The 24,678-nt window shown below is 60.6% G+C and carries 21 protein-coding genes; 4 read left to right on the plus strand and 17 right to left on the minus strand.

All coding sequences use genetic code 11. The features are described from left to right. Positions 1-116: 116 nt before the first annotated feature. Positions 117-770, minus strand: coding sequence for a histidine phosphatase family protein (locus ACKLNA_RS04960; protein ID WP_408985064.1), 654 nt, complete (start codon positions 768-770; stop codon positions 117-119). A 316-nt stretch (positions 771-1,086) separates the two neighbouring features. Between ACKLNA_RS04960 and ACKLNA_RS04965 the strand changes: the two genes are divergently transcribed. Next, positions 1,087-2,397, plus strand: a complete 1,311-nt coding sequence (locus ACKLNA_RS04965) for a HAMP domain-containing sensor histidine kinase (RefSeq protein ID WP_114883217.1) — start codon at positions 1,087-1,089, stop codon at positions 2,395-2,397. On the opposite strand, the gene ACKLNA_RS04970 is transcribed toward ACKLNA_RS04965, so the two are convergent. The 5 genes from ACKLNA_RS04970 to ACKLNA_RS04990 all read right to left on the minus strand — a co-directional run bounded on the left by ACKLNA_RS04970 (position 2,358) and on the right by ACKLNA_RS04990 (position 8,574). Then, positions 2,358-2,906 (minus strand): membrane integrity-associated transporter subunit PqiC, encoded by a 549-nt coding sequence (locus ACKLNA_RS04970; RefSeq protein ID WP_408985065.1) that lies wholly within the window; start codon positions 2,904-2,906, stop codon positions 2,358-2,360. The genes ACKLNA_RS04965 and ACKLNA_RS04970 overlap by 40 nt on opposite strands. A gap of 16 nt (positions 2,907-2,922) precedes the next feature. Further along, positions 2,923-4,578: an intermembrane transport protein PqiB gene (locus tag ACKLNA_RS04975; protein WP_408985066.1), complete on the minus strand. Its 1,656-nt coding sequence runs from the start codon at positions 4,576-4,578 to the stop codon at positions 2,923-2,925. Positions 4,579-4,674: 96 nt separating this feature from the next. Further along, positions 4,675-5,976 (minus strand): NAD(P)/FAD-dependent oxidoreductase, encoded by a 1,302-nt coding sequence (locus ACKLNA_RS04980; protein ID WP_408985067.1) that lies wholly within the window; start codon positions 5,974-5,976, stop codon positions 4,675-4,677. Continuing rightward, entirely contained in the window at positions 5,973-7,061 is a 1,089-nt protein-coding gene (locus ACKLNA_RS04985; RefSeq protein ID WP_408985068.1) for a polyamine ABC transporter substrate-binding protein, read from the minus strand. The genes ACKLNA_RS04980 and ACKLNA_RS04985 overlap by 4 nt, the downstream gene beginning before the upstream one ends. A 154-nt stretch (positions 7,062-7,215) precedes the next feature. Then, entirely contained in the window at positions 7,216-8,574 is a 1,359-nt protein-coding gene (locus ACKLNA_RS04990; protein ID WP_065257395.1) for a glutamine synthetase family protein, read from the minus strand. Between the two features lie 162 nt (positions 8,575-8,736). Here ACKLNA_RS04990 and ACKLNA_RS04995 point away from each other — a divergent pair, with 162 nt between their 5' ends. Beyond that, positions 8,737-9,642 carry a helix-turn-helix domain-containing protein gene (locus tag ACKLNA_RS04995; protein WP_408985069.1) on the plus strand — a complete coding sequence of 302 codons (906 nt, stop codon included), beginning with the start codon at positions 8,737-8,739 and terminating at the stop codon, positions 9,640-9,642. A gap of 18 nt (positions 9,643-9,660) precedes the next feature. On the opposite strand, the gene ACKLNA_RS05000 is transcribed toward ACKLNA_RS04995, so the two are convergent. Together ACKLNA_RS05000 and ACKLNA_RS05005 are read right to left on the minus strand one after the other, a co-directional pair. Next, positions 9,661-10,407, minus strand: a complete 747-nt coding sequence (locus ACKLNA_RS05000; protein ID WP_408985070.1) for an anti-sigma factor family protein — start codon at positions 10,405-10,407, stop codon at positions 9,661-9,663. Further along, positions 10,400-10,912 carry a sigma-70 family RNA polymerase sigma factor gene (locus ACKLNA_RS05005; protein WP_408985071.1) on the minus strand — a complete coding sequence of 171 codons (513 nt, stop codon included), beginning with the start codon at positions 10,910-10,912 and terminating at the stop codon, positions 10,400-10,402. Before ACKLNA_RS05005 ends, ACKLNA_RS05000 begins: the two co-directional genes overlap by 8 nt. Positions 10,913-11,066: 154 nt before the next feature. Between ACKLNA_RS05005 and ACKLNA_RS05010 the strand changes: the two genes are divergently transcribed. Both ACKLNA_RS05010 and ACKLNA_RS05015 read left to right on the plus strand, forming a co-directional pair. Further along, complete coding sequence (locus tag ACKLNA_RS05010) at positions 11,067-12,038, plus strand: metallophosphoesterase family protein (protein ID WP_408985072.1); 972 nt, start codon at positions 11,067-11,069, stop codon at positions 12,036-12,038. A 15-nt stretch (positions 12,039-12,053) separates the two neighbouring features. Further along, a complete protein-coding gene (locus ACKLNA_RS05015; protein WP_119428166.1) occupies positions 12,054-12,362 on the plus strand; it encodes a cupredoxin family copper-binding protein in 309 nt (102 codons plus the stop codon). A gap of 44 nt (positions 12,363-12,406) precedes the next feature. On the opposite strand, the gene ACKLNA_RS05020 is transcribed toward ACKLNA_RS05015, so the two are convergent. From ACKLNA_RS05020 to ACKLNA_RS05060, 9 genes are all read right to left on the minus strand, one after another. Beyond that, on the minus strand, positions 12,407-13,456 hold the full coding sequence (locus ACKLNA_RS05020) for a hypothetical protein (RefSeq protein ID WP_408985073.1): 1,050 nt from the start codon (positions 13,454-13,456) through the stop codon (positions 12,407-12,409). Positions 13,457-13,486: 30 nt separating this feature from the next. After that, positions 13,487-15,304 carry a hypothetical protein gene (locus tag ACKLNA_RS05025; RefSeq protein WP_408985074.1) on the minus strand — a complete coding sequence of 606 codons (1,818 nt, stop codon included), beginning with the start codon at positions 15,302-15,304 and terminating at the stop codon, positions 13,487-13,489. Positions 15,305-15,307: 3 nt separating this feature from the next. After that, a complete protein-coding gene (locus ACKLNA_RS05030) occupies positions 15,308-16,600 on the minus strand; it encodes a hypothetical protein (protein WP_408985075.1) in 1,293 nt (430 codons plus the stop codon). Between the two features lie 19 nt (positions 16,601-16,619). Beyond that, positions 16,620-17,540 carry a hypothetical protein gene (locus tag ACKLNA_RS05035; protein WP_408985076.1) on the minus strand — a complete coding sequence of 307 codons (921 nt, stop codon included), beginning with the start codon at positions 17,538-17,540 and terminating at the stop codon, positions 16,620-16,622. Positions 17,541-17,606: 66 nt separating this feature from the next. Then, on the minus strand, positions 17,607-19,976 hold the full coding sequence (locus ACKLNA_RS05040; RefSeq protein ID WP_408985077.1) for a hypothetical protein: 2,370 nt from the start codon (positions 19,974-19,976) through the stop codon (positions 17,607-17,609). A 10-nt stretch (positions 19,977-19,986) separates the two neighbouring features. Next, complete coding sequence (locus ACKLNA_RS05045) at positions 19,987-21,126, minus strand: hypothetical protein (RefSeq protein WP_408985078.1); 1,140 nt, start codon at positions 21,124-21,126, stop codon at positions 19,987-19,989. After that, the gene (locus ACKLNA_RS05050) at positions 21,105-22,550 is read right to left on the minus strand and encodes an alkaline phosphatase family protein (protein WP_408985079.1); all 1,446 of its coding nucleotides are present in this window, start codon (positions 22,548-22,550) and stop codon (positions 21,105-21,107) included. Before ACKLNA_RS05050 ends, ACKLNA_RS05045 begins: the two co-directional genes overlap by 22 nt. Next, entirely contained in the window at positions 22,540-23,772 is a 1,233-nt protein-coding gene (eboE, locus tag ACKLNA_RS05055) for a metabolite traffic protein EboE (protein WP_408985080.1), read from the minus strand. The genes ACKLNA_RS05050 and eboE overlap by 11 nt, the downstream gene beginning before the upstream one ends. Beyond that, positions 23,769-24,653: a TatD family hydrolase gene (locus ACKLNA_RS05060; protein WP_085709939.1), complete on the minus strand. Its 885-nt coding sequence runs from the start codon at positions 24,651-24,653 to the stop codon at positions 23,769-23,771. The genes eboE and ACKLNA_RS05060 overlap by 4 nt, the downstream gene beginning before the upstream one ends. Between the last annotated feature and the right edge of the window lie 25 nt (positions 24,654-24,678).

The raw sequence follows: 24,678 nt of genomic DNA on the forward strand, positions 1-24,678 counted from the left end.
AAAAAAACCGTTGTCCAGTAAATCGGGGGCAGATACATCTTTCATTACAAATTAATGAAATCCGTTCCTGGCTAGTTAAAAAAGTGCAACTTTTCCGGTCCGCCCCAACTAAAGCATTAATGACTATTAAGTTGAGACCAGGCATCGGCATTCATGATGCCCAACACTTTAAGTTGCCCTTTGTCATCGATGCGTGCGAACAGGGTGCTGCCGTATTCGGCGGCAACCGCGTGAGGAAAACCGGTCTGTTTTTCGAAATCGCTGATGCATCCGCTGTGGGTGACCAGCACCAGATTGTGCTTGGCAACCTTGTGCGCCACCACGTCGTTGCGCAGAGAAGAACCGCAGGACTCGAGCCAGGTCTGGGCCGTGGCGTCCTGTCCGAACATGGCGCGGGCGGTCTGCACGGTACGGGTCAACGGGCTGGTGAACACCTGCGCCTGCTGCATGCCCAGACCGACGAAGCCTTTGCCCACCAGCGCTGCAGAGTCGTTACCGGCCTGGGTGATGCCGTCGGCCGGGCCCAGGCAGAGGTTGTCGGAACGGTCGCAGCGTTCGGCATGACGCACCAGAGCCACGACTTCGCCAGCCTGCCAGGCCTGTGTCCAGTCAGCCCGGGCAGCCTTGCCGGCGTTGCCCAGATCCACGGGCGAGCGGGTTACCCAGACGAAGCCGCTGACCAGTCCGATGGCGACCACTACACCGATGCCGGTCAACAGTTTTCCAAGTCGCAGCGTACGGCGTTGTTTATATGTCGCTGTTAATTGCATCTGTCGCTCCACGGCATGCCCCTTGACGTCGCAGGCGATATTGGCCGGCGATTTAACCAACTTTTATAGTTGTGTACTTGAATAATGGCTGAACATTACGTTCATGCACGTCGGGGGGCGGTGAAGAACATGTGAAAATTTCGCGAGAGTCGATAAAACCCAACTAATCCGGTGTTTGATAACCAGACTCAAATACCCTTTTTTTACTGGCCAGTCTTAACAAATGTTTATGTTTGCAGTGAAGCTGCGCAGGTTCGGTCAATGTCGCTGTTTTTGACCGTGAAGTCTGAATTCAGCAATGGAGTCATCGACCCGAATGGATCTCAAGCAAAGCCTGACGAAACGGATCGTCATCGTGTTCGCTTTGATGAGCGCTCTCGTCGCCGGGGTGTTTGCGCTGGGCATTGTCGCCGCCGTGCACGTCGTCGAGCACAGGCTGGCCACCAGCACCTTGAGCGGCGGTCTGCATCGCCTGCTGGCCATGGAGGACATCAATCGCTGGAGCCACCAGCCGGAAAAGAGCGAGTTGTTTTTCTTCGAAGGCGGCCCTGGCGCGATGGCTCTTATTCCCTCGCTGGCGTCACTGGCACCCGGTTTTCAGGAAATCAGCTTCGATGGCGATGACTTTTTTGCCATGGTCGAAGTGGTCGGTGGACGCAAATATGTGTTGTTGCGCGATCAGGAGAGCCTCGAACAGCGCGAGCGATTGTTGTTCATCGTGGTCACGGTCGGTTTTGTCCTGAGTGTTCTGCTGGCGCTCGTGCTTGGCCGGTTGCTGGCACGCCGGGTCATGGCACCAGTAATTCGTCTGGCGCGTCAGGTGCGTCATCGCGATCAGTTGCTGGTGCTGGCGCCTCCGCTGCATCCGGACTATGCGGCGGATGAAGTGGGAGAACTGGCGCTGTCGTTCGACCAGACCCTGGGCCGTCTGCGCGAAACCCTGAGCCGCGAAAAACTGTTCACCAGCGATGTCAGCCATGAACTGCGCACGCCATTGATGGTGCTTTGTGGCTCTTGCGAGTTGTTGCTCGCCAATCCGTCACTCGATGCCCGTTCAACCGCGCAGGTCAATCGCATCGCCCGGGCCAGCCACGAGATGCGCCAACTGGTGGATACCTTCCTGATGCTGGCTCGCGCCGAGGACGATACCGGCAGCGATATCTGCGTCACGCTCAAGGACGTCGCCGATGCCCAGAGCGAGATCTGGGGCAGACTGATTCGTGAAAAGGGCCTGGAGTTTTTCTACGAGGTGGAGCAGCCGTGCATGGAACGCTTCAACCTGACGTTCCTGCAGTCGGTCATGGGCAATCTGTTGCGCAATGCCTGGCACTACACCGATCACGGGTTCGTCCGCTTGACCCTGACCGGCAACGGTTTCGTGGTGGAAGACAGCGGCATCGGCATCCCGGAGGAACAGCGTCAGGCGGTGTTCCAGCCTTTCGTGCGTGGTGATGAGGGCCGCGGTGAAGGCCTCGGCCTGGGGTTGTCGCTGGTGCAGCGGATCTGCAAGCGCCAGCATTGGCGGGTGCAGTTGAGCAGCGGCCAGTCCAGCGGCAGCCGCTTCAGCGTGGAGTTGAAACCGGCGGCTCAGGACGGCGGGCAACTGCGCGCATTGCCGGCGGCCTGACGGATCAGCTCGGCGAGGCGTTTGACGTTGTTCTGCTGTGCGTTCACCAGGTCGTCGATGCTCGATCCGGACGGCGTCTGCAGAATCGAGCGGCAGGTGAGCAGCCCGCTATCGCCCGCGTCGGCCGGACGCAGGCGCCATTTCACGTCCATCAATCCGTATTGCCCGGGAACCGAATCGAAACGCTGCACATCGATGCGCACCGACGTTTTGCGCGCAACTCCAGCGTTGCTCAACTGATCCACCAGCGCACTGCGCAGCTCGTCACTGAGGCTCGCGCCCCACCATTGGGTTTCCAGAATCGCCAGGCCGCTGTTGCCCTGGCGAATGACGATTTGCGGGCGGTCGACCTGGGGCGGCACGCTGATGCTTTCAATCGCGATGTCCTGTCCTGATCGGCCAGGCATCGGCTGTGCCGGGGTCAGGGTGTGGAAGCTGATCGGGTCGCTGCGACAGGCACCCAGCAGCAGGCACGCGGCGAGCACGGTGAACTTCAGCGGTAAAGCCATGGCAAGGCTCCTGTGCTCAATTGCGCGGCGGTCCCTTGAGATCCAGTGGCGCAGCGTTGTCGGGGCGACCGCGAATCAGCGATTCCGGATGGCGTCCGAGGTAATCCGACAGTTCACGCAGCGAACGCGACATGCGCCCGAGTTCGTCGAGGGTCTGGGTGAGTTTTTCTCGCTGCGGCGAATCTTCGGCCAGCGTTGAATTGGCCGATTGCAGGGTCTTGCTCACGTCGGCCAGGGTGTTTTGCACACTGGGCAGCGTCTTGGCATTGAACTGGCTCAGGCTTTTGCGCAGTTCGACGAGGTTGCCGTCGAGATTGCCGGCAATACGCTCCACCGGCAGTTTGTTGAGCTTGTCGACCATCGCCTCGAGTTTTTCCTGCAACTGTTCGAGGCTGCCGGGAATGGTCGGAATGACGATCGGACGCGCCGTCGGGTCAAACGCGACTTTTTCGGCTTTCGGGAAGAAATCCAGAGCGATGTACAGCTGGCCTGTAAGCAGGTTGCCGCTCCGGGCCTGGGCGCGCAGTCCGTTGTCGACGAAGGTGCCGATCAGGCGCACCGCGGCGGCTTCGTCTTCCGGGTTGTGGTTGAGCACCTTGAGCATTTTTTCGTGGGCCCGGCCGAGGCGCTGCGGGTAGATCACGATGCCGACGTTGACCGGGAAGCTGCGTTTCTTCTCGTCGTAGTCGAGGTTGATGCTCACCACGCGGCCGATTTCCATGCCGAGGAATTCGACCGGCGCATCGACCTTGAGGCCGCGCATGGCCTGATCGAAACGCAGGCTCAGGTACTGCGGTTTACCGGCGGGCGGGGCGAGGGCGGTCTGCTGGTCGTCGAACAGGTCGAAGGACTTTTCATCCGCTGCCGCCACATCATTGGGGCTGTAATCCGGTGCGCGAAAGGCAATGCCACCGACCAGCAAGGTCGAGAGCGATTCGGTCTTCACCGCAAAACCATTGGCACCGACGTTCACGTCTATGCCGCTGGCGTTCCAGAACCGGGTGTTCTCGGTGACGAAGGCATCGTTTGGCGCGTGGATGAACACTTCGATATTCACCCCTTTGCCATCGGGATCGAGCGCGTAAGCCACGACCTGGCCAACCGGAATCTTGCGGTAATAGACCGGGGAGCCGATGTCCAGCGAGCCGAGATCCGAGGAGTGCAGGTTGAAGCGTCTGCCCGGTTCGCCATAGGTGATCGGCGGCGGGTTTTCCAGGCCCTTGAAGTTTTTGGCGCGGGACTCGGACTGGCCGATATCGGCCCCGATGTAGTCGCCGGAAAGCAGGGTATCGATGCCCGACACGCCGCCGGCGCCGATACGGGGGCGTACCACCCAGAACTTGGAGTCTTCGCGGGTAAAGGTTTCGGCCTGCTTGGCCAGTTTGATCGTGGCGTTGACGCTCTTCTGGTCGTCGGCCAGCTCGACGTCCGAGACCTGACCCACCACCACGTTGCGGTATTTGACTTCGGTCTTGTTGGCGGTCAGACCGCTGCCGGTCTTGAAGGTGACGACGATGGTCGGGCCTTCCTGCATCAGGTTGTGCACCACCAGCGAAATGCCCACCAGCACCGCGACGATCGGCACGATCCAGACCAGCGAAATGCTGAAGCGCCGGGTCTTGACCGGTGCCTGGCCGGGTGCCTGCGGTTTGTCGGTGGCTGACGACTCCATCCATGACCTCCAGAGTGTGTTGGGCACTGAGCGTCAGGAACGCAAAAGCACTTCATCAATATAGAAGTGCTTTGCGATAGAGCAAATCGGCAAGCCTCAGCCCAGCATTTCCCGCAGGCGATACCAGAACATGCCCAGTGCCAGCAGCGGCGAGCGCAGTGCCGGGCCGCCGGGGAAGGTCATGTGCGGCACGCCGCTGAACACGTCCATGCCCTGACTGTGGCCGGCATGAATCGCTTCGCCCAACAGTTTGGCGCACCAGTGGGTGACGTTCAGGCCATGGCCGGAGTAACCCTGGGCGTAGAACACGTTCGGGTGCTGCTTGAGCCGCCCGACCTGGGGGAAGCGATTGGCGGTGATGCCGATCTTGCCGCCCCACTGAAACTCGATGCCCACGTCCGCCAGTTGCGGGAATACCTTGAGCATCTTCGGTCGCATGTAGGCGGCGATGTCTGCCGGATCCCGGCCGGAATAGTGGCAGGCACCGCCGAACAGCAGGCGCCGGTCCGCCGAGAGCCGGTAATAGTCGAGGCCGACTTTCTGGTCGCAGAGCGCCAGGTTGTGCGGGATCAGCTCGGCGGCGCGTTCCTTGGACAGAGGCTCGGTAGCGATGATGTAGCTGCCCGCCGGCAAGACTTTACCGCTGAGCTGTTGCTCGAGTTCATCCAGATGCGCGTTGCAACCGAGCACCAGACTGCCGGCGCGCACCGTGCCTGAAGCGCAGCGCACTTTTACCGTCGCACCGTGGATGATCTCCAGTACCGGGCTCTGCTCGTAGATCCGCACCCCGAGCGATGCCGCCAGTCGTGCTTCGCCCTGCACCAGATCGAGCGGGTGCAGGTGGCCCGAACCCATGTCGATCAAGCCTCCTTTATAGACACCCGAATTGACGACTTGCCGGCGCATGTCTTCAGGGCTGATCAGTCGCGTTGCATGGGCATAACCCGAGGCCGCGAGACTCTCCTGTTCAGCCTTGAACGCCTCGAACTGCGCCGGGGTGTTGGCCAGTTCGCAGAAGCCCCAGCGCAGGTCGCACTCGATGGCGTTGTCTTCGACGCGCCGGCGCACCAGCTCCACCGAATCGACACCGGCCTGTTGCAGGTAGCGCACGCCTTCGGCGCCGACATGACGGGCGAAGCCCTCGACTTCATGGCCGATGCCGCGGATCAACTGGCCACCGTTGCGCCCGCTGGCGCCCCAACCGATGCGCCGGCCTTCGAGCAGCACCACCGAGAGGCCGCGCTGGGCCAGCTCGATGGCGGTGTTGACGCCGGTGAAGCCGCCGCCGATCACGCAGACATCGGCGATCAGGTCAGCTTCAAGCGCAGGGTATTGCGTGCTCGCCCGAGCCGATGCAGCGTAGTAGGAGCGAGCGTGTTCCTGGGTGTACTGATTCATTTGTTCGACTTCACTTTGCTCCAGGAACGGGTCATCAGACGCATGATCGACTGGGGCGGGGTGGTGGAAATGTAGAGCTTGTCGAGCACTTCCTGAGGCGGATACACCTCAGGATTGCTGACCAGTGCCACGTCCATGTATTGCTTGGCCGGCGGGTTCGGGTTGGCGTAGCCGACCGAGGCGCTGACCTTGGCGATCACTTGCGGATCGAGCAGGTAATTGATGAAGGCGTGGGCTTCCTTGGTGTTGCCGGCATCGGCGGGAATCGCCAGCAGGTCGAACCACAGGTTGGCGCCTTCCTTGGGAATCGTGTAGGCGATGTTCACGCCGTTCTTCGCTTCCTTGGCGCGGTTGGCGGCCTGGAATACGTCACCGGAATAACCGAACGCCACGCAGATATCGCCGTTGGCCAGGTCCGACACGTATTTCGACGAGTGGAAGTAGGTGATGTACGGGCGGATGCTCAGCAGTTTGGCTTCGGCTTTCTTGAAGTCCTCAGGGTTTTCGCTGCGCGGGTCCATGCCCATGTAGTTGAGGACCGCCGGGAACACCTCGTCCGCCGAGTCCATCATCGACACGCCGCACTGGGTGAGTTTCTTCAGGTTCTCCGGTTCGAACAGCACGGCCCAGGAATCGATGTGGTCGACACCCAGCACCTGTTTGACCTTGTCGACGTTGTAGCCGATGCCGTTGGTGCCCCACAGGTACGGCACCGAGTGTTCGTTGCCCGGATCGTTCTTCTCGAGCAGGGCCAGGAGTTTCGGATCGAGGTTCTTCCAGTTCGGCAGTTGCGAGCGGTCCAGTTTGAGGAACGCACCGGCCTTCACCTGACGGGCGAGAAAGTGGTTGGACGGAACGACCACGTCGTAACCGGTACGCCCGGCGAGGAGTTTGCCTTCCAGGGTTTCATTGGAATCGAAAACGTCGTAGATCACCTTGATACCGCTGCCGGCCTGAAAGTCGGCGAGGGTGGTCGGGCCGATGTAATCGGTCCAGTTGTAGATGCTGACCTGGGGTTCGGCGTGGGCACCTGCACTGCAGGCCAGGGCCAGGGCGGCGGGGATCAGGGATTTCAACAGACGCATATCGACACCTCTTCGAATTATTGGATTTCAGGTGATGGGTTGCTCCCCTTGTGGGAGCGAGCTTGCTCGCGAAAGCGGTTCGTCAGTCGCCGTCTTCGTTAACTGAACTGGCCCATTCGCGAGCGAGCTCGCTCCCACAAGGGTAGTGAAGGTCTCAGACGCTCAACAGCAGGAACTCACGCTCCCAGGAACTGATCACGCGCTTGAAGTTTTCATGCTCGGCACGTTTCACCGCCACGTAGCCACGCACAAACTTGCTGCCAAGATACTCGGCGACGGTGTCGCACTCTTCCATCTGGGTCAGGGCCTCTTCGATGGTGATCGGCAGGCGCAGGTTGCGGCGCTCATAGGCGCGACCTTCGACGGCAGCGCTTGGCTCGATGCCCTCGACCATGCCGATGTAACCGCACAGCAGGCTCGCGGCAATCGCCAGGTACGGGTTGGCGTCAGCGCCAGGCAGACGGTTTTCCACGCGCATCGCCTCAGGCCCGGAGGTCGGAACCCGCAGGCCGACGGTGCGGTTTTCTTCGCCCCATTCGACGTTGACCGGCGCTGAAGTGTCCGGCAGGAAGCGGCGGAACGAGTTCACGTTCGGCGCAAACATCGGCAGCACTTTAGGAATGAGTTTCTGCAGACCACCGATGTGATGACGGAACAGGTCGCTCATGCTGCCGTCGGCATTGGCGAAAATCGGCTTGCCGGTGGCGATTTCCACCACGCTCTGGTGCAGGTGCATGGCGCTGCCGGGTTCGTCACCAATCGGCTTGGCCATGAAAGTCGCGGTGACGTTGTGCTTGAGCGCGGCTTCACGCAGGGTTCGCTTGAACACGGTGATCTGGTCGGCCAGATCCAGCGCGTCGCCGTGACGGAAGTTGATTTCCATCTGCGCCGGGCCGTCTTCGTGGATCAGCGTGTCCAGATCCAGACCTTGCAGTTCGCACCAGTCGTAGACGTCTTCGAACAGCGGATCGAATTCGTTGGCCGCATCGATGGAAAACGACTGACGACCGCTTTCAGCGCGACCGGAACGGCCCAGCGGAGCCTTCAACGGCAAGTCCGGATCTTCGCAACGCTGGGTCAGGTAAAACTCCATTTCCGGCGCAACGATCGGCTTCCAGCCCTTGTCGGTGTACAGCTGCAGGACTTTTTTCAGCACATTGCGCGGCGACAGTTCGATCGGGTTGCCGAACTTGTCGAAGGTGTCGTGGATCACGATGGCCGTCGGTTCGATGGCCCATGGCACCACGTACACCGCATCGCTCACCGGCTTGCAGACCATGTCGATGTCGGCCGGGTCGAGCAGGTCGTAGTAGATGTCGTCGTCGACAAAATCCCCGGTTACCGTTTGCAGCAGCACACTTTCCGGCAGGCGCATGCCTCGCTCATGCAGGAACTTGTTGGTCGGTGCAATTTTGCCGCGGGCGATGCCGGTCAGGTCGCTGACCACGCATTCCACTTCGGTAATCTTGTGATCTTTCAGCCATGTGAACAGCTGATCGAAAGGGGCATTCATAAAGACCTCGTCGTTGGTTTTATTGACGCGGGGGAAATGCGATTTCATCTTTCGCAGGCTTCCCCTGTGGCGCGTTGACGACTATCTTGGGCGGGCCTTGCCGTTCCATCTATCCACTTTCAGCAGCACCAAAGCGCACCAAAAGAGTGCGCAAGGTCTCCCATGACAACGTGTAATCCGCTACAGGTTCAAGCTTTCAACACCGCCGATGTCGCCGAGCAGATCCGCGCGACACCGGGCTGGGTCCAGCATTACCAACAGATGTCGCCGGGGCATTTCGCCGGGCGAATCCGCTATCTGGACCTGGAAGGGGTGGAGGTCTACGAAGAACAGATGAACACTCGGGTCGAGCAGAATTTCAGTGCGCCCTCGGGGTCTCTGGCGTTCTGTTTCGATCGCAGTGATAACGCGCTCTATCTGCTGAACGAAGAGAGCCGCAACATCTGGATCACCCCGGAGAACTACCAGGAAATCGCCGTGGTGTTCGGCCCGGAATTTGTCCGCCGCAATGGTCTGGACGTGGCCCGGCTGGAAGGCCTGTTCATGGCGCCGCTCAATGGCGCGCAGAATGCGCTGTTCAGCCGCTGGTTAAGCTCGACTCTCACAAAGTTGTCGCAAACCCTTGATCAGCCAAGCAAAGAAGCACTGACCCAGCAGTTGCTGGAGGACTGTCTGTTCATCCTCGACAACGCCCGGGTGTGTCTGGACAGCGGTGGTTTGCAGCGCCGCACCGAAGAGCGGCAAACCATGAAACGCGTGGGGGAATGGGCGGCGGACTCGCCGGAAGAAACCCTCAATCTGCTGGAGCTGGCTCAGGTGGCCGGGGTGTCGTTGCGACAATTGCAGCAGACGTTCAAGGCCTATACCGGGATGTCACCGACTCAGTGGCTGCGTTTGCGCCGGCTCAACAGTGCCCGCCGGGAACTGCTCAAGGGCGCCGCGTCAGGCACCACGGTGGCCGAAGTGGCGATGAATTGGTCGTTCTGGCATCTGGGGCGGTTTTCCAATAGCTATCGGGCGCTGTTCAATGAGTTGCCGAGTGAAACATTGAAGCGATCATGCCGCTAACGGACGGGATACATCCTTTCAGGCGCCGTTCCTGAGCAACTGGCCGAGCGCCTCCAGTTCACCTTTCTCCACATCGGAAACCAGCACGAATCGCATGTGGTCAGCCTGCCAGGAAACCACGTTGAAACCGCGAATCGACTGACTCTGCGTCGGCTCGTCGGCGTCCGTTGTCGGCATGATGAACACATTGATGATGTGTTTGGCCCGGCCGTAACTCAGGGCTGCCGTGGTCTGGTGCTGCAGGTAATCCAACCGTCCGCCGAGCAGTGGGAAACCTTGTGCCGAGTAGTCGAGCACCGGTGGCGAGAAGTCGAGTTTGCCGGTGAACCAGGGTTTCACGGTGTGGCGATCCGACGACACCACATCATTCAGGTGAGCCCCCATCAACGAACGAACATGGCTGGAAACCGCTTCCTCCATCAACGGCTGTTCGCTGCCCGGTGTCGCGACGTAAAGCACCATCGCCAAGGCCAGGGCGGCAGCGGAAAATGCCGGGGCGAACCATTTTCGCCAGCGTTCGAACGGGCTCGGCGGTGCGGGAGCAACAGCGGCCAACACGCTCGCGACCAGTGATTCCGGTGCCGCGTAATAGGGCGCATGGCGTTTTACGCTGATCTTCAGCACCTTCGCCTCCGCATACAGATGCTTGCACGCGGCGCACAGGGCCAGATGCGCAGTCACGTTTGCAGCCATTGCCGGATCAAGTTCCTGATCCAGATAACCATGCAGTTGCGTCTGGCAAGCCGTACAGTCGAGTTCATTCATCGTCGTGCCACTTCAGTAGTTCGAGCTTGAGCATCGCACGGGCCCGGGCCAGCCTCGACATCACGGTGCCGATGGGAATATCGACCACCAGCGCGATGTCCTTGTACGACATGTTTTCGAGCTCCTTGAGCACAATGACCTCGCGAAACGCCGGCGGCAAGGCGCTCAGTGCCTGCTGGATCAATGCCGCGTTTTCCGTATGAATGGCCAGCAGTTCCGGGGTTTGGGTGTGGCTCAATGCGCCGTCGATATCACCCGTTTCGTCATCGATGGCGACCCAGTGGCGCCCGGCCGAGGCCTTGAGCCAGGTGTAGCTTTCGTTGCGCACGATGGTCAGGAACCAGGCCTTGGCATTGCCGTTGGCGAAACGCTGCAAAAACCGGTAGGCACGCAGGGCGCTTTCCTGCACCACGTCCCGTGCGGCGCTGTCGCTGCCCGTGATCCAGCGTGCGAGGTTGTAAGCCGCGTCCAGGTGCGGTGCAATCAATTCCTCAAAACGCTTCATAGTGATTTCCGCACCGTCACACCCCTATAACTGTGATGGGTCGTGTTTTATTCCCTGAAAAATATTTGTTTTGCGGCGTGGAATAAACCTTCGTCCCGAAAGGTTCTTCCTGGTGTCAGCTACATCACTGTAGTCCGCCAGCGAGGACCTACCGATGGACAATCAAACAAAACATCCACTGCGCACCGACGGCTTGCTGCATAACCCGGACCGGCGAACGCTGCTCAAGTGCTCGGCGTGGGCCGGGGCCGGGGTCCTCTGGGCGCTGAGCGGCGGCATTCCCAGAGCCTTTGCGATGGATGAGGCGGGTAACGTCAGCGATCCCAAGGCGTTGGCCAGCACCTTTCATTTCGTGCAGATCAGCGATTCGCACATCGGCTTCAACAAGGAAGCCAACCCGGAGCCGGTGAAAACCCTGCAAGTGGCGATCGACAAGGTCATCGCACTGCCGAAACGGCCGTCGCTGATCCTGCACACCGGTGACATCACCCACCTGTCCAAGGCCGAGGAATTCGACACGGCGGCGCAAGTGCTCAAAGGCTTGCCGTCTACCGTGCATTACATCCCCGGTGAACACGACACCCTCGACGAGGGCGGCGGCAAGCTCTATCTGGAGCGTTATGGCAAGGGCACCAAAGGCAATGGCTGGTACAGCTTCGATGACCACGGCGTGCATTTCATTGCGCTGGTCAATGTCTTCAACTTCCAGGCCGGACATGAAGCCAACCTCGGCGCCGATCAACTGGCGTGGCTGGCCGATGATCTGCGCGCGGTATCGACCAGTACGCCGATCGTGGTGTTCACCCACATTCCTTTGTGGACGATCTATCAGCCCTGGGGTTGGGGCACCGAGGATGGCGATCAGGCGATTGCGATGCTGCGCAAGTACGGCTCGGTAACGGTGTTGAACGGGCATATCCATCAGGTGATCCAGAAAGTCGAAGGCAACATCACCTTTCACACCGCCCGTGGCACGGCCTATCCGCAACCGGCACCGGGCGCGGCTCCGTCGCCGGGTCCGATGACCGTGGCGGCCGATCAGTTGCGCAACTATCTGGGGATCACCGAAGTGCGCGCGACACAGGGCGATCATCCGTTGGCGCTGATCGATTCGACACTGGTCTAGGGGGAGGGCAGCCCGATGAAAGCGCGACTGTTGGCAGTGCTGTGCCTGTTTTTGTCGATGCCGGTCTGGGCACAGGAAGTAAAGGTCGACATCAAGGAGTTCATGTTCGGTCCCAAGGATTTGACCGTGGCGGTGGGCACCAAGGTGACGTGGGTCAATGACGACCAGATCCCGCACACGGTGGCCGAAACCCACAAAGTGTTCCGCTCGGGAGCGCTGGACACCAATGACAGTTTCTCCTGGGTGTTCAATACGCCGGGCGAGTTCGAGTATTTCTGCGTGCTGCATCCGCAGATGATCGGCAAGATTGTGGTGACTCAGTAGACAGAGGGCGCGGCTTCAATGAGGCCGCGCCCTTTTTTCTGTTTTCAGAGCTGCACCCGGCGCAGCCTGCCGCTCAATGCAACCACCTTGTTATCCGGCGTGGGCAACGGTCGCCCTGTCAATCCCATGCCTTCGCTCACCAGCACCGCGTCCTGCACCAGGCACAGGTTGGACGGGGTATCCAGGTCCCGGGCGAGCACGGTCACTTCGCCGGTTTGCAGATTGCAGCTCAACAGTCGCCCGCTGAACCGGGTGAAACCGCCATGCAGGGGTTCGCCATTCCAGTCAGGCGGCAGCGGTTGTTGCAGACGGCTGCAGAGCTCCAGCACCAACACGTTTCCTTGCGGACACAGCGCCAGTCCGGTGGGCAGTTGCAGGCCGCGAATCAGCACTTCGATCCGGCCGGTGTCGGGCCAGACCCGGATCACCTGGCCGGCCTGATCGTCAAAGTCGATGCCTTTGCGGCTCGGATCGCCTTGCAGCTCGCCGGAGAACAGGCTGATCAGCACGGCGTCTGTCGTCGGTTCGTACAGCAGCGTGACGGGGACAGCTTCCTGGCCCATGTCCAGATCCGGCAACTGCACCAATACCTGTTCATCTTCGCCGCGGCTGAATTCCACCAGTTGGTTGGTATCGGGTTTGACCGCCAGCCAACTGCGGCGGGTCGGGTGATAACACAGCGCATTCAGATTGCCCCGGCTGTGAAACACAGGCTCCGGCGGGGTGTATTGCAGGTCCAGCAGCTTCGAGCCCGCGACGTAGTCGGTCTGGCTGACCAGACAGCGCCCGTCACCGCAGGCGACGTCCGACAGGCCCATGATTTCATCGCGCAGCATGCGGGCCTGCATGTTCATCGAACGAAAGCCCTGAGCCACAGTTTCGCGAGCGAGCCAGGCGCCGGGGTGGAGCGGGTCGGGTTGCAGGCGGCTGATGCGGCCGCTGAATGTCTGGTCCGGCAGGCCCGAACCAGCCTCGACCAGCAGCAGGCTGCCATCGGCTTGCAGGCAGGCGCCACGCGGGTTCAGCAGGCCCTCGGCAATGATGTTGCTCGGGCGCAGCGTCTCGCGGGGGCGCGCAGGAATATGAACAGTCATAGGTTTTTCTCCATGGGCTGAGGGGCGCGATTACTGCGGTGGTTGCCACGGCTCGCCCGTGAGATAGGCCCGCAACAGCGCCCGCTGACAGGGCGACATCGACCTCACCACAGGCATGAACAGCGTGGTGCCTTTGTAGGCATCCGAAGTCCGCGCGAGGATCGGGTTCTTCGCGCCCATGATCGCGTCCGGCTGATTCAGCGGGATGTAGCGGGACATGGCCGGGAAGGCCAGATAGTGAAAACGCAGGACGTTCGGGTACATCTGTTCCCAGGTGATGGTGGTGCCTCTGGGGATGCCGAAGTCGGTCTCGGCGTATTTGCGGAAGTTGGTGAAATACGTGCCGCTGTCCTGACCGTTGACGGTGTAGGTCAGGGCGACGAAACCGGCGAGGGGCGCTGCGGCGGGTTTTACGTTGACGGAGAAGGTGACGGACAACTGACCGGGGCTCACCGTCAGGGCAGGAGGGAAATAGAGGAAGTCGCAGTAGCGCTGTTGCGTGTAATACGGTCCCGAGGGCGCGGCGGTGAGATCGATTTCGGTTGTGCTGGTCACCGCAGCCCCCAGATACCGGACCTGCAGCGTAATCGACAGGCCCTGCGGGTAGTCCTCGGTATAGACACTGCGCTGATCGGCATAGACCCGATAGACAGACTCCGTGGCCTGCAACGTAGTCCCGGCGACCGTGCCGGGGGCGCTGATGGCCAGCGGCGAGGATCTGACCGCCGACTGTTGAGTCGTATTGAGCGGCAGATCGACAATGCCGCCATACACGTAATAGTCGAACAGGGAACTGCTGGTCGGATCGAGTGTGCCCAGGGTGGTCTCGCCGGCTGCCACGGTGACAGTGCCGTAATTGCCGTTAGGTCCGATAGGGCTGGTGATGTCATCGCGGACGGCCCTGAACGTCTGTTTCGGAATGATATTGACCATGTCGACGCTCAGCATGGCCGGGCTGCTCAGGTCCGCATAGCCGGTGCCGCCCGTGCCCTGATTGACGATCTGACGGCCCGCCTGACAGTCCAGCGGCTCATTGGCGAACGCCGGCGCCAATGTGCCGATGACCCGGCCGATGCTCGGGTTCGGGGTGTCTCTGCCGGCGGCATAATCGGCTTGCAACTGGGGCGTGGTCATCGTCGGGCACATTTCGAACATCACGAAGCGCAGGACGATACCGGTGGCGCCCGGCGCCTGGATGATCGCTCGCAAACCGGCGCTGTTCTGGTTCCAGCTGACAATGCTGCTCAGCGGGAAGGTCAACTGGAAGGTGCCACTGATACGGCAGGAACCGGGTGCATCCAGCTCCTTCGGCGTTGGCTGCAGCACCCGCTTACCGAGATCCAGGCTGCTGCAGACTGCATTGTCGTGAATCAGCAACTGGATGTTGCTGCTGCCACCGATTTGCAGGCCACCGACAAATATCTGGGTGGTGGTGGTCGAGGTGGGGTCGAGGTCCACCATCATCGGGCCTGAAACCGGCTTCTGTCCGGTCACCGGGTCCACGGAACCCAGCAGATAGACCGGCTGGCCCACCATATCCCCGGTGGTACTGACGCTGCCCGGGCTGCCCTGAGAACTGATCAGCGCATTCTGCATGTCGACGACATGTTGCCCGTAATGATTCCAGCCACCGGCGGTGTAGTAGTCGCCCGTAGGCGCATTGATCATGCTGTTCAACTGATCGTCGGTATAAGACCGGGCCCCCGATGCCAGGGTCGAAGTGGTCAGGTCAAAGATCGGCCAGTTGTCATCGCCGTCATAAGGAATGGTCGGTGAGTTGTTCGGCAGGCTGACATCCGTGCGGATGCCTCCCCAGAAATTCAGTCGCGGGCCGTTGAGGATGCTCATGATTTATTTCCCGTCCTTGATGGTTTTGCCGAGCGGCGAATTGGCGAATTTGAACAGGTACGAGTAATCGGACTTGTAGGGACTCTTGACCGGCGTCGCCATGGAGTGGCAGTTCATGCAGCTGCTGTTGGGCTGGATGTAGCTTTCCATGGTCACGTTGGCCGAGAGTGCCGGCGTCGGCTGGCCCAGCGGGTTGCCTGGGTTGTCAGGCATCAGCGGGCGCTGGGTGGTGATGAGCTGGTAGTACTTCAACACGCTGTTTTGCAGGCCCGGGTCGGCCTGGTAACTGGCGTTGATCTGGTTGGTGATGTCGGCGATCGGCGTGACCCGGTTCAGCGGGTTCGGGGTCTGGAACGTGGTGCCGGGTTTCGGCACGCAGACCTGATGCGGGCCCTGGGTCTGCCAGTCGCATGGCGATTGGTTGAGGGATGCAGCGGGCGCAGCGGCGTTGAAGTAGGAATAGGCCGTGCCCGCGACCGGCTGATCGACCCATTGGCCGTTCACCAGAGCCTTGGGCGGAACGTTGTCGACCTGTTCGAACGTCGACCAGATCCACTGCGGATAACCGTTGGCCTTGGTGATGATGTGCAAACCCACCAGCCCCAGAAAAGCCTCGGTGACACCGTTCTTCTGGCCCTGCTCATCGAAGGTCGCCACCCGGGCGAGCAGGGTCAGGTAACGGCTGGCGTTGTCATGGGGAGTGAGGATGCGCCAGCTCGACTTGATCTCGATGACACCCCACGGGAACGTGATGTTGTTGGCTTTGGAGACAACGTCGGCGTTATAGAAGTTGTTGCCCACGATGTAGTTGTATGAAGTCTCGTTGGCCGAAATGTCGTAGTAGGTCGGGTTTTTCGCCTGATCGATCAACCAGCCGCCGACCGCCTGATCGACGGCGTTGACCTGAGCGCTGTTTTTCAAAGAGGCGATGTTGATGATGTTGAAGCTCTTGGCGATTTGCGGGGAATTCCACGGCCCGGGATTGGCAGCGTTCGGCAGAAAGATTTCCCCGACGGTCTTGTAGGTTTGCCAGACGGTGTAACCCGCCGCACCGGGCTGCTTGGTGCAGTCGGGATTGCCGCGCTGCCCGCTCTTTGCCGGCCAGCTCAGGGCGATGAACATCTGCCAGCTGTATTGATCGAACTGATCCTGACCGGCCGTGGCGGCCGGTGCGGTACTGGGCGGCTGGCAGTTCAACTGGCTGGCTTGCGTCGATGTCATGGCTTGTTCCCTGGCCAGCACCGGCAGGCTGGCCAGACCCAGCAACATCACGGAAAAACAGAGTGTGGTTTTCATGGCGATCCTTCGTCGTTGATCACGGTTTACGCTGCATGAGCCTGTTCCACTGCGCCTTCTGGCCATTGCTCTGCGACTCTGGTGGCTCGAACAACTGGCAGGGCGGCGGATTCGACGGGCACATGGCGGCGACCTGCGCCCAGGTCTGTTTCGGGTTCGGTTTGGCGATGCGGAAGTCGGTGTAGTTCTGGCTCACGATCGGTGCGTTGGCGACGCTGGTATCGCCGGAAAAGAAGAACGACTGCGGCGGCCGGTAGGGCGGTTTTCCCGACATTTTTTTGTAGAAGGCATAGCCGAACAGGATCGGTCCTTGCGGCGAGTCGAGATCCAGGGCGTAGGCCTGCACGCTGCCATCGAGATTCTTGCTGCGCTCGGCGCTGTAGGGCAGGTGCTCGATGAAATCCTGCCGTGGCGGATGATTCATCGGCGAAAACATGCAGCAGGCCGGCATGTCTTTCGGTCGGTCTTGCGGATAGGTGAGGAAGTACGCCTTGTTGCCCAGGGACACGAACGAGCAGGTGTAGTTGTTGTTCTTGATCGGGAAGATCGGCAGGCAGTATTTCTCGTAGTGCTCCATCATCGCGCCGAAGCCGTCGCCGTCCGGCGGGATGTACGTCGTGTCGTAGTAGCTGGTTCCGCGAGAGACGGTGTAGTCCGCAGGCTTCAGGGTCGTTGGCGGGTTGCTGTAGGGCGGCGGGTTGTTTTCGTAGTTGTGCATCACCCGGTACATGGTCCAGTTACTGATCCAGAACGCAGGAAAAAACGGGTCGGAAGGCTCACCCGGATTGCGTTTGGCGATGCAGTTGCCGTTCTGTTCATTGCACCCCAGCGTGTTGTGTACGCCATTGGTGAAGTAGACGGCGCCGCTGTCCTGGGCGAATGCAGACGGACAAAACAGGAGGATCAACAGCAACAGACGGTTCAAGAGGCTGACGTTCATGGGTCACTCCCTGGCAAGGCGCACTGCGGGCCTGAGCGCCCGCAGCGGCTCATCTTTCCTGATGGATCAGAGGTCGTCGTAATCGCTCATGTTGAGTTTCACGGGCGGGAAGTTGCGCTTGACCAGTTTCTGCGCCCACAACTCCAGCACCGCGCGCCGGCTCTGCGACAGGTCACGGGTGATGGGCATCGCGAGGGTGCTTTCTTCCTGGTACTCCTTGCTGATCAGCCGGATCAACTGGTCGACGGCACCTTCCACCCGCGTGCGGGAGTTGAGCGGCATGAACTTGTTCATGATCGGGTACAGGTAGTAGAAGGTTTTCAGGACCCTTGGGTAGATGAATTCCTCCCAGATGGCGGCGGGGGCGTTCTTGTTCCTGTAGATGTCGTTCCAGTGATTGACGAAGTCCTGTTGCAGCTGCATGTCCAGTGGCAGGACGCGTAGCGGGGCGAGGAAGTCGATCTGGGCGTTTGTGAGCGCGAAGCTGAAAGGGATGTCCGGGTCGCTGGCGCCTTCCTTGACGATGAAGCGCAGCGTAGGGAAACCCGGGGCCTTGGCACGGAAACTCACCTGGGCTTTGCCATCGGGGTCGGTGGTGATGGCGACGTAGGAGTAGTCCACCGTCTGATCATTATCCAGCGTTCCGTGGGCGTAGACGCCGGCGTCGAACTCCAGGCAAGGGGTCAGGGGCACCGTGATCGGTTTACTTGAGCCATTCATGAATGACTGATAACTGACCTCAACGCCCACCGGTTTGTCTTTGGTTTCCAGATTGACCAGTCGACGACCGCTGCCGGTGGCCAGGTAGTTCGCTACCGGCGCCGTGCCCTTGAACTGTGGCAGGTTGGCGGTGTTTTTGTTGCGGTCTGCGTTGTCGTAGAACAGCGTGAAGTCAGGGTTATTTATGAACGTCAGGTAGTAGTCGCTGGTGGTCACGTTGTAAGGGTTGCCGTATTCCACAACCCAGAGTGTGGTGTTGGCGGCCGGTTGACCATTGTTCTGCACCATGATGGTCAGCGTCTTGTGATCGTTCACGTCGACGAAGGTGCCGCTTTCTACCACCTCGGCGGTCCAGACTTGCTGAGTGGCGGCCTTCACTGGGCCTGATGAAGTCTGTTGCTGCAGTTCCAGCGGGCCCGATTGCAAGGTGGTCGCTTGCGTGGCGCTGAGGGGGATATCCAGCAGGCCCGAGCGTTTGTCGAAAGCCGACTGCTGATACTGATCGAAACCGATGTCGACCACCGGCACGAAATTCCCGTTCTGCGATACGCCCAGCTTGAAGTCGCCGGCCTGGAACTTCTCGGCCGTCAGGACATCGGCGTTCTTGTCCAGCGGATAGAACGGGAACGTGTTGGCCAGATCCAGCGACAGCGTGTTGTGGGTGATCTGCGCCGAGGTCACACCCAGATTGGTGCTTGTCGGCTCAGACATGCCGGGGCGAGTGACCATGATCTTCTGGTCGGTGACCAGACGCGGGCCGGCGGGCGCCGTGGGGTATTCGTGATCGAACCACAGACCCAGGGTCGCGACGGTACGGTTGTAGGCGGGGTTGAAGAAAATATCGGAAACGTTGTCCAGCCCCTTCTGATACATCGCGGTCATGCGGGCCAGCGCTGATGGGTCATTGTTGCGGGTGTTGATGTACGGGAAGTCGTTGAACACGCCGTTCCTGTCGTAACAGGTGAGGTACGTGGCGAACCTGAACATCAGGCCCTGAGCGTTTTGCGCCTCCATCTGTTGCTGGAGATTGCTCAGCAGGACGGAATCGCCGATGACCCATTCCAGATTGTCCCGGGGAAAGCAGGTCTGCCAGGTGGTGGTGACATACGCCAGACCACCGAAGTCGCCGGCCCAATTGAACGTCAGGAAACGGTCGAGCATCCGGTATTGCCGGTTCAGGGTCAGGCCACAGGTGGCATCTCCCAGCTGCAACTTGTCGAAGTACAGCGCCGTGAAGGTGTTCTGCCACGGGCTGATATCGACGAAGCGCGCGGCTGTCGGGCTCTGGCTGCCGAAAGGGTTGCCGAGCAGCTGGAAGTCCCTGCCGACCAGCGCGTCCTGAGCAATGTAGGTGTTGGCCTGCAACTCGCCGCCAATAATGGTCGAGCGGGTGCTCTGGTAACTCACCGTCCCGCAGGCGTTGTCGCCAAACAGGTCCCATTCGGCGGGTATGAACGGGAAGGTGTTCGGACCTCCGTTGGTCGGCACCTGCTGCACATAGGGCGGCAGATCATTCTGCTGCACCGGGGAAATGATCCAGGGCATCAGGGTGGTGGGAGCGTTCTCCTGGGTGATGTCGAAGTAGTTGGTAAACGGCCAGTTGATGTCCATCTTCACCGCGTCATACAGCGGCAGCACATCGTTGTTGTTGGCCGTCGGCGGGTTCCAGAACATATGGCCGTTGAGGTAGATCCGGGGGAAGTTCAATACGCTCATGTCGTGCTCCTTAGCGTTGCCACTGGGCGCGCTTCAGCGACCAGACAAAGTCCAGTTTTTTGTAGCCTTCGAAGTCGGAAGCCGGCAGCGGAGTGGTCGGGTAGACGATGCCGCCATCCTGTTTCATGGCGAAGTTGTAGTAGCCCTTGTCGTTCGAGTAGGCCGCAGTGCCGTGGCAGGCGAGGCAGGACGAGGTGTTCTGAAACGCCGACTCCAGTTGCGAGTTGGCCAGCACCTGAGTGACGGGCTGGAACTCGACCCCGATCAGTTCGTACTTCGACAGCGTCGGGTTGCTCGCCTGGAAGCTGACGTTCACCGGTTTGGCGGCCGGAGTCGGCCCGGTGGTGTTGGTCATCGGCGTCGGTGTGGGGGCGTTGGTCACCGTGTATTTGCTGTTGTTGACGTTTTCGAAAGTGGTCCAGACCCAGTTGGCGTCCAGCTTATTGACCACGTGCAGACCGCTCAACGCCGCGTAGCCGACCTGATAGGTGCCATCCTGCTCGTAATAAGCCTGGCCAATGTAGTAACCGTCGTTGGCCAGGGTTTGCCGGTAGGTGGTGTCCGAGCCGATCCACAGCCACGCGGCCTTCAACTCCCACGCGGTGGCCGGGAAGTCCAGATTGCCCGGCAGCGCGGCCTGACCGTTCATGTTGTAGACCTGACGCTGCACGATGTAGTCGAAGGTGTCTTCACCCATCAACAGTTGAAAACGTACCGGGTTGCCTTTCTGAGAAACAGGCACGGCACCGCCCATGTGCAGCGCCAGGCCGTCGACCTGTTGCGTGGCATTGAGGTTGTGGAAGGTCCGGTTCAGGTCCATTCCCAGAGTCCGGGCCTGTGTCAGCACCTCGGTCGGAGGCGGCACGGGACTGGCGTAGGCGCCGGGCGCAGCGCCATCGGGCAGGTAGACCTGATCCGAAGGCTTCATGGTTTCCCATACCCGGTTGCTGGCCTGGGTGGGGCTGAACTGGTTCAGACAGACAAACCAGTTCCAGGCCATGGTTTCGGGACTCTGCTGGAACGCCGCCCGGGTCTTGGCAACGTCGGTTCCAAACTTGAGGAATTGATTGCAATCGAAACTGTTGGTGTCCTGTGCCTGAGCCAAACCGGCCAGTGCACTGAGAACGGTTAAAGAAATGGCTCGCCGCATGGAAGCTCCTTGGCATTGGCCGAGTGGTGGTAGAGGTGCCCCAGGAAATGCTGAAGGAGCAGTTGTTTCACTGCCGTGGCCGCCAGGGTTTGCGGCAGCGGCAGATCGCAATTGGTGATGAGCAGCGGCCCGGTGTCCTCGCGCTCGGGCAGGCGGCCGTGACTGCCACGGACCAGTCCGGTGTCCAGTGGAATCAGGTCCATGTAGTAGCGGAAACCGAGTTTTTTCTGCAGCAGGCGGCGCGCGACTCGCAGTTTCGGGAAGCGAATGGCCGGGTCGATGAACAGCTCCAGCGGGTCGTAGCCTGGCTTGCGGTGGATGTCCACGGTGCGGGCAAAGTCCGGGGCCTTGCGATCGTCGAACCAGTAGTAGTAATCGAACCAGTAACCCGCTGCGGCCACGGCCACCAGCTCACCGCTGCGCGGGTGGTCCAGCGCAAAGGCTCGTTGCTCGGCCTTGTCCAGCACCTGCTCGATGCCGGGCTGGCGCTGCAGCAACGCTTTGACGCGGGGAATGTCCCGGGCGTTTTTCACGTAGACATGGGCGATCTGGTGATCGGCCACGGCAAAGGCTGCACTGGCGCCGGGGTCGAGCAGTTCCCAGGTCAGCGACTGACGTACTTCCAGCAAACCTTCCGAGCGCAGCACGCGGTTGATGGACACCGATTGGTTGACCGCTTCGATCCCGTATTCCGACAGCAACATCACCGCTGCGCCCTGTTCCTCGGCGAAGGCCAGCAGACGCCCGACTTCATTGTCGATGGCCCGCACCTCATCGGCAATCGACGGATGATCGGGCCCCACCCGCTGCAGGCTGTAGTCGAGATGCGGCAGGTAGATCAATTGCAGATCAGGCCGATTGAGCTGGAATTCAGCGATGGCACAATCGACGATCCAGCGGCTGGACGCAATGCCCGCCGCCGGCCCCCAGAACCCCGGAAAGGGGAACTCGCCGATCTGCCGTTCGATGGTTTCATGCAGCGAAGCGGGCGACGAATACAGGCCGAACAACTTGCGGCCATCGGCGGGGTAGTGCGGACGCGGGGTGATGGCGGCGTCCACGTCGGCATACATGTTGTACCACCAGAACAACTGGCTGCAGCGAAACCCCGGGATCTCACGCTTGAGTGTTTCCCAGACCTTTTCCCCCTGAATCAATGTATTGGGCTGCAACCAGAACTTCACTTCAGCCTGATCGCGAAAGTACCAGCCGTTGCCGACGATGCCGTGTTCGGACGGCGGCCGCCCGGTGAGGATCGAAGCCTGCACCGACGACGTGACCGCCGGGAACACCGGTTGCAGGCTGGCCATTTTTGCGGTTTTGAGCAGGGCATTGATGTTCGGGGTCGCGTCGCCCAGCAACGCCGGCGTCAGCCCGACCACGTTGATCAGCAGCAGCGGTTGACGTGGTTGTTCAGAGGGCATCGGCGTAGGTCTCCTGCGCTTGTGGCTGCAACAGTTGCCGTTGGCGCAACTGCTCCTCGACCCATTTCAGTTCCGCCGCGATGCCCTGCAGCTGGGCGTTTTCGGTGGTCGGGCGCAGTTGGGCGGGGAGGACGCCCCAGCTGTAGGTTTCCACCTCCAGCACGGGGCGAAACTCCCGATGGTCGGCGAGATAGTCGAAGGTCTGCGCCAGAGCGACCTGACTACCGCTCAGCTCGGGCAACACCAGTTGTTCGCTGAACAGCGGAATATGGAAATGAATACGCAACTCGGCATAGCGATCCGGGTGCTTCGCGCAATCGTTGAGGGCGGCGGGCAGATCCGCCCAGGCCACCAAGCGGTCCTGCGCATCCAGCGCCTTCACCTGATGCAGGTAGGTGGTTTCGCAAAAGTCGCGCAAGGTCTGGAGGACTTGTTCACGACGGCTGTCGTCCGCGGAGGGCAGGCGGCAGACCAGAGCATTGGACAGCTGGATCTTGCCGATGGGCACCCGCGCCTGCCGCAGCCTGACCAGCGAGCGATAGCAGTCTTCGAACATCACGGCCTGGTGGCAGACGTCAAAACACAGCGCCAGATACTCATGGTGCGGATCGGTGGTTTGCCAGCGGCGGAAGAAGGCGATGGCCTGATCGGTGTTTTCCAGCACGCAGTCCGGTTCCATCTCCAGACAGAACACGATTTTCTTGCCGGTCTCCCGATGCAGTCTGGCCAGTGAGGTCGTGAGTTCGCGCAATTGAAACTCGGCACGTTGTTGCAGCGTCGGGCTCCAGGTGGCGGCGTACCCCAGCGGCACGGTGGAAATCACCCCTTGATGACAGTCCGCCGGCAACGCCTGCGCGAGGATCTGCGCCAGTTCGAGGCTGTACGCCAGGCGCTTCGGCTCGGCCCAGCTGGGCAGGTACACGGCGGCTTTCACCGCACCCTCATGAAACTGCCCGTAGGGAAAACCGTTGAGCGAGGTCAGTCGCAGTCCACTGCGTTGCAGCAGACCGAGAAACTCCGCACGTGCGGTTTTCTGCTGTAACCCGGTGGCGGCGAGGGCGCTGATCCACAGTCCACTGTCCTGTTGTTTCAGCCCGCGTTGTGCGCGCACGCCCTGAAAGTGCTGTTCGATGGAGGCCTTCAGCCTGGCCAAGTCATGGGTCGGGTGCACATTGCTGCAATACCCGACCTGCGCGGCAGCCCAACCCATGCCGGCACTCATTTGATCACCGGCTCCTGCCCGCGCAGGGCAGAGTTGTCCTGCCACTGCCGGCGCTGATCGATGGGCAGCGGCGTGCTGATCAGGGTTTTGTCCAGTTGTCCACTCTGGGCGAAAAAGTCCACCGGGTTGTGGAACAGCACCTGTTCGACCTGAGCCTCGCTGAAGCCCGCCGCCAACATCGCCTGACCGGTTTTCGGCACCTTGAGCGGATCGCTGATGCCCCAGTCGGCGGCGCTGTTGACCACCATTTTTTCGGTGCCGTACTCCTGAAGCAGGGCGACCATGCGCTGTTCCGACATTTTGGTGTTGGGGTAGATCGAGTGGCCGCGCCAGCAGTCGCTGTCCAGTACCAGCGGCAAGGTCAGTTCGTTGAGATGATCGATGATCACCAGATTCTCATTGATCCCCACCTCGCGAATAACGGCCAGCGTGCGCTTGGTGCCGCCGATCTTGTCGCGGTGCGGCGTGTGCACCAGCACCGGCAGATTGAATTGTCTGGCCAGTTCCAGCTGCGCGGCGAGAAAGCGATCTTCCTCGGGCGTGATGTCGTCGTAGCCGATTTCACCGACCGCCACCACGCCGTCCTTCACCAGATAGCGCGGCAGAATTTCCAGCACTTCATTGGCCACCGACAGGTCATTGGCTTCCTTGGGATTGAGGCCAATGGTGCAGAAGTGATGGATGCCGAACATGCTGGCGCGAAAGCGCTCCCAGCCCAGCAGGGTGTCGAAGTAATCGATGAAGCTGCCGACACTGGTCCGGGCCTGACCCTGCCAGAAGGCCGGTTCGATCACCCCGGTGATGCCGGCGGCAGCCATGTTCTGGTAGTCGTCGGTGGTGCGGCTGACCATGTGAATGTGCGGATCGAAATACTTGGGCATGGTAAATCCTCGTCAAGGGAAAGGA

It is taken from the genome of Pseudomonas sp. UV AK001 (genome assembly GCF_046097675.1).
Lineage (GTDB): Bacteria > Pseudomonadota > Gammaproteobacteria > Pseudomonadales > Pseudomonadaceae > Aquipseudomonas > Aquipseudomonas kribbensis.

Excerpts from the sequence above, each read along its gene's own strand:
- ACKLNA_RS04960 (WP_408985064.1), bottom strand. The coding sequence starts at position 770 with ATGCAATTAACAGCGACATATAAACAACGCCGTACGCTGCGACTTGGA.
- ACKLNA_RS04965 (WP_114883217.1), top strand. The coding sequence starts at position 1,087 with ATGGATCTCAAGCAAAGCCTGACGAAACGGATCGTCATCGTGTTCGCT.
- ACKLNA_RS04970 (WP_408985065.1), bottom strand. The coding sequence starts at position 2,906 with ATGGCTTTACCGCTGAAGTTCACCGTGCTCGCCGCGTGCCTGCTGCTG.
- ACKLNA_RS04975 (WP_408985066.1), bottom strand. The coding sequence starts at position 4,578 with ATGGAGTCGTCAGCCACCGACAAACCGCAGGCACCCGGCCAGGCACCG.
- ACKLNA_RS04980 (WP_408985067.1), bottom strand. The coding sequence starts at position 5,976 with ATGAATCAGTACACCCAGGAACACGCTCGCTCCTACTACGCTGCATCG.
- ACKLNA_RS04985 (WP_408985068.1), bottom strand. The coding sequence starts at position 7,061 with ATGCGTCTGTTGAAATCCCTGATCCCCGCCGCCCTGGCCCTGGCCTGC.
- ACKLNA_RS04990 (WP_065257395.1), bottom strand. The coding sequence starts at position 8,574 with ATGAATGCCCCTTTCGATCAGCTGTTCACATGGCTGAAAGATCACAAG.
- ACKLNA_RS04995 (WP_408985069.1), top strand. The coding sequence starts at position 8,737 with ATGACAACGTGTAATCCGCTACAGGTTCAAGCTTTCAACACCGCCGAT.
- ACKLNA_RS05000 (WP_408985070.1), bottom strand. The coding sequence starts at position 10,407 with ATGAATGAACTCGACTGTACGGCTTGCCAGACGCAACTGCATGGTTAT.
- ACKLNA_RS05005 (WP_408985071.1), bottom strand. The coding sequence starts at position 10,912 with ATGAAGCGTTTTGAGGAATTGATTGCACCGCACCTGGACGCGGCTTAC.
- ACKLNA_RS05010 (WP_408985072.1), top strand. The coding sequence starts at position 11,067 with ATGGACAATCAAACAAAACATCCACTGCGCACCGACGGCTTGCTGCAT.
- ACKLNA_RS05015 (WP_119428166.1), top strand. The coding sequence starts at position 12,054 with ATGAAAGCGCGACTGTTGGCAGTGCTGTGCCTGTTTTTGTCGATGCCG.
- ACKLNA_RS05020 (WP_408985073.1), bottom strand. The coding sequence starts at position 13,456 with ATGACTGTTCATATTCCTGCGCGCCCCCGCGAGACGCTGCGCCCGAGC.
- ACKLNA_RS05025 (WP_408985074.1), bottom strand. The coding sequence starts at position 15,304 with ATGAGCATCCTCAACGGCCCGCGACTGAATTTCTGGGGAGGCATCCGC.
- ACKLNA_RS05030 (WP_408985075.1), bottom strand. The coding sequence starts at position 16,600 with ATGAAAACCACACTCTGTTTTTCCGTGATGTTGCTGGGTCTGGCCAGC.
- ACKLNA_RS05035 (WP_408985076.1), bottom strand. The coding sequence starts at position 17,540 with ATGAACGTCAGCCTCTTGAACCGTCTGTTGCTGTTGATCCTCCTGTTT.
- ACKLNA_RS05040 (WP_408985077.1), bottom strand. The coding sequence starts at position 19,976 with ATGAGCGTATTGAACTTCCCCCGGATCTACCTCAACGGCCATATGTTC.
- ACKLNA_RS05045 (WP_408985078.1), bottom strand. The coding sequence starts at position 21,126 with ATGCGGCGAGCCATTTCTTTAACCGTTCTCAGTGCACTGGCCGGTTTG.
- ACKLNA_RS05050 (WP_408985079.1), bottom strand. The coding sequence starts at position 22,550 with ATGCCCTCTGAACAACCACGTCAACCGCTGCTGCTGATCAACGTGGTC.
- eboE (WP_408985080.1), bottom strand. The coding sequence starts at position 23,772 with ATGAGTGCCGGCATGGGTTGGGCTGCCGCGCAGGTCGGGTATTGCAGC.
- ACKLNA_RS05060 (WP_085709939.1), bottom strand. The coding sequence starts at position 24,653 with ATGCCCAAGTATTTCGATCCGCACATTCACATGGTCAGCCGCACCACC.